This is a genomic window from Nonomuraea sp. NPDC049695, from assembly GCF_040674955.1.
Taxonomy (GTDB): Bacteria; Actinomycetota; Actinomycetes; order Streptosporangiales; family Streptosporangiaceae; genus Nonomuraea; species Nonomuraea helvata.
Genome location: NZ_JBFANV010000206.1, coordinates 1 through 2,721 on the forward strand (window position 1 = coordinate 1; position 2,721 = coordinate 2,721).

Annotated in this window: 2 protein-coding genes and 1 pseudogene; 1 reads left to right on the top strand and 2 read right to left on the bottom strand. The window is 67.1% G+C overall.

The annotated features are described in order from the left end of the window. Window positions 1-125 precede the first annotated feature (125 nt). Window positions 126-1,424, bottom strand: coding sequence for an ABC transporter substrate-binding protein (locus AB0J64_RS56965; RefSeq protein ID WP_364047105.1), 1,299 nt, complete (start codon window positions 1,422-1,424; stop codon window positions 126-128). A 215-nt stretch (window positions 1,425-1,639) separates the two neighbouring features. Between AB0J64_RS56965 and AB0J64_RS56970 the strand changes: the two genes are divergently transcribed. Next, on the top strand, window positions 1,640-2,458 hold the full coding sequence (locus AB0J64_RS56970) for a hypothetical protein (RefSeq protein ID WP_364047108.1): 819 nt from the start codon (window positions 1,640-1,642) through the stop codon (window positions 2,456-2,458). A gap of 3 nt (window positions 2,459-2,461) precedes the next feature. Here AB0J64_RS56970 and AB0J64_RS56975 read toward each other — a convergent pair. Further along, window positions 2,462-2,721: pseudogene (locus AB0J64_RS56975) on the bottom strand (amino acid ABC transporter substrate-binding protein); the annotation flags it as partial.

Here is a 2,721-nt window from a genome sequence, read left to right on the forward strand (position 1 = left end):
GCTTCTTCCGGCCCTGTGGCGACCGATCCTGCCGGATCTCGAACACTGCAACCCCTGGATAGATCAGGTGTTGCAACGATCATTGGAACCTAAGCGGGCCGGGCCCTTCTGCGTAGGCGGCGGTACTAGCCGGCGATGTTGCCGGTGCGGTACTCGAGCGCCTTGGTGGCGTACTTGTTGTTGGCGCCGTACTGGTAGATGCCGATGGTGGCGACGGCCGGGTCACCGGCCTCGTTGAACTCGACCGGGCCGCTGACGCCCTCGTAGTCGATGTCCTTGCCGGCCTTCAGCAGGTCGACGCACTCCTTGAAGCTCTTGCACTTCTCGCCGCCCTTGCTCACCTCGGCCAGCTTGGCCGCGATGTCCACGCCGGCGTCGCTCTTGGCGGCCTCGGCGGCCAGCGCGAGCAGGTTCGCCGCGTCGTACGACTCGGGGGCGTAGCTGAAGTCCTGCAGCTTGGGGTCGATCTCCTTCAGCTTGCTCTGGAACTCCTCGGGAGCCGCGGCGCCGGGGATCGTGCCCTTGACGCCGTCGAGCGTGCCCTTGGGCATCTTCACGTAGTTCGTGTTGGACGTGTTGCCGTCCACCATGTACCACTTGTGCTTGTCCGCGGGCAGGCCCTGCTTGACCAGCTCGGCGATGACCTTCGCCGTCTCCTCGAACCCGATCAGCACGATGCCCTTCGGGTTCTTCGCCTTGATCTTCGCCACGTCGGCGGAGAAGTCGGCCGCCTTCGGGTCGTAGTCGACGCGCTCGACGACCTCGGCGCCACCGTCGGTGACGGTCTTCTGCACCTGGTCGGCCAGGCCGGTGCCGTACGAGTCCTGCATCGCGAGGATGCCGACCGTGTCGTTGCCGTCGGAGACCACGAGGTCGCCCAGCACGCGACCCTGCAGCTTGTCGGGCGGCGAGGTACGGAAGTACAGGCCCTTGTCGTTGATCGTGGTGAACTTGTCGGAGGTGTTGGCCGGCGAGAACTGGATCACGCCCGCACCCGTGATCTTGTCGATCACCGACTCCGACACCGACGACGACGCGGCGCCGATGATGGCGTCGGCCTTCTGCGCCAGCAGCTTGTCCACCGACTGCGAGGCGATGTTGGTGGTCGTGTCGCCCGAGTCCGTGTCGTACTTGGTGACCGGCTTGCCCAGCACGCCACCGGCCTCGTTGATCTCCTTGACGGCGAGGTTGACTCCCGCGATCTCGGGCGGGCCGAGGAAGGCCAGCGAACCCGTCTGCGGCAGCAGCGTGCCGAGGGTCAGCGTGCCGTCGCCCTTGGCCGCGGCGGGCGCCGACGAGGATGGCGCGGCAGACGTGGACGTCTGCGTGGCGGTGTTGCCTCCGCCACCGCCGCAGGCTGTCAGGGCGAGGCTGGTGGCAGCCACGACAGCCAGCGCCCGACCCACGGGAGCAATGCGGACCATGAAGTGTCTCCTTCATTTCCAGAGGCCGGGAGCCGCCAGCTGCGCCGAGCGTTCCCGAACGAATGCTGGAAACGTACAAAACCGCAGCGTGCTCCCAACAGATGCACTGAAGAACTGTCGGCACTTGGATGCGGAGTCGTAATCACTCCTCAACTTACGGGACCTGCGCAAGGACGCTTAATCTGCACTGAGTGAAGCGCTTTACGGTTCTCCTCGTGACGGCGGTGCTCCTCACCGGTTGCGGCTCCTCCGAGCCGCCTCCTCCGCCTTCCGCGAAGCCCCCCGGCGGTGTATCCGTCTCACTGGCGCAATGGCGTTCGGACGAGCCCGTGCACGCGATCGAGGTGGCCGTCCGCAATACCACCGACACACCCGTCTATTTCGCCGATGTCCAGCTTGTCACGCCCTCGTTCAGAACGCTCCCGCCGCAACGGATCGACAGCGCCATCAAGAAGACCGAGCGCACGGACCTGCGCATCACGTACGGCCCCGCCAACTGCACCCCCAAGGGCCTGCCCGAGGTGCGGCCCGCCACGGTCGTGGCGCACCTCAGCACCGGCTCGGAGCCGCCGCGCAAGGTGGTGTTCGACGTGCCGCACCCCGACCCGCTGCTGGCCAGGCTGCTGCGGGACGAGTGCTCCGAGTTCCTGATCAAGGAGGCGGTGGACATCGAGTTCGGCCCGGAGTGGAAGGAGTCGGGCAAGGCCATGCGGGGCGACCTGGTGCTCACCCGGCGCGGCGAGGGCGCTGTCACGCTGAACGACATGGGCGGGACCACCCACTTCATCGTCACGCCCGGCCACCGGCCCCTGGGCGTGCTGGCGGCCGGGCAGCAGCGGATCGAGGTGCCGATCGCGCTCACCCCCGGCCGCTGCGACCCGCACGCGTTCGCCGAGGCCAAGAAGGCGTTCCTGTTCCCCGTGCGGGCCAGCATCGACGGGGGCCAGGAACGCGTGGTCATCGTGGTGCCGCCCAAGCCGCTGCAGGACCGCCTCATCACGTACGCGCTGAGGACGTGCGGCCTGGACCGATAAGGTTTACCCTTCGATCTTGCCGGTGCGGTACTCCAGCGCCTTGCCGGGGTACTTGTTGTCGTCGCCGTACTGGTAGACGCCGATCGTCGCCACCGAGGGGTCACCGGCGTCGTCGAACTCCACCGGGCCGCTGAGGCCGTCGTAGTCGATGTCCTTGCCGGCCTTGAGCAGGTCGACGCACTCCTTGAAGCTCTTGCACTTCTCGCCGCCCTTGCTCACCTCGGGCAGCTTGGCCGCGATGGCCTGGCCGGTGTCGTCCTTGG

What these genes read in the sequence shown, in the direction of transcription:
- AB0J64_RS56965 (WP_364047105.1), bottom strand. Translation starts at nt 1,424, where the DNA reads ATGGTCCGCATTGCTCCCGTGGGTCGGGCGCTGGCTGTCGTGGCTGCC.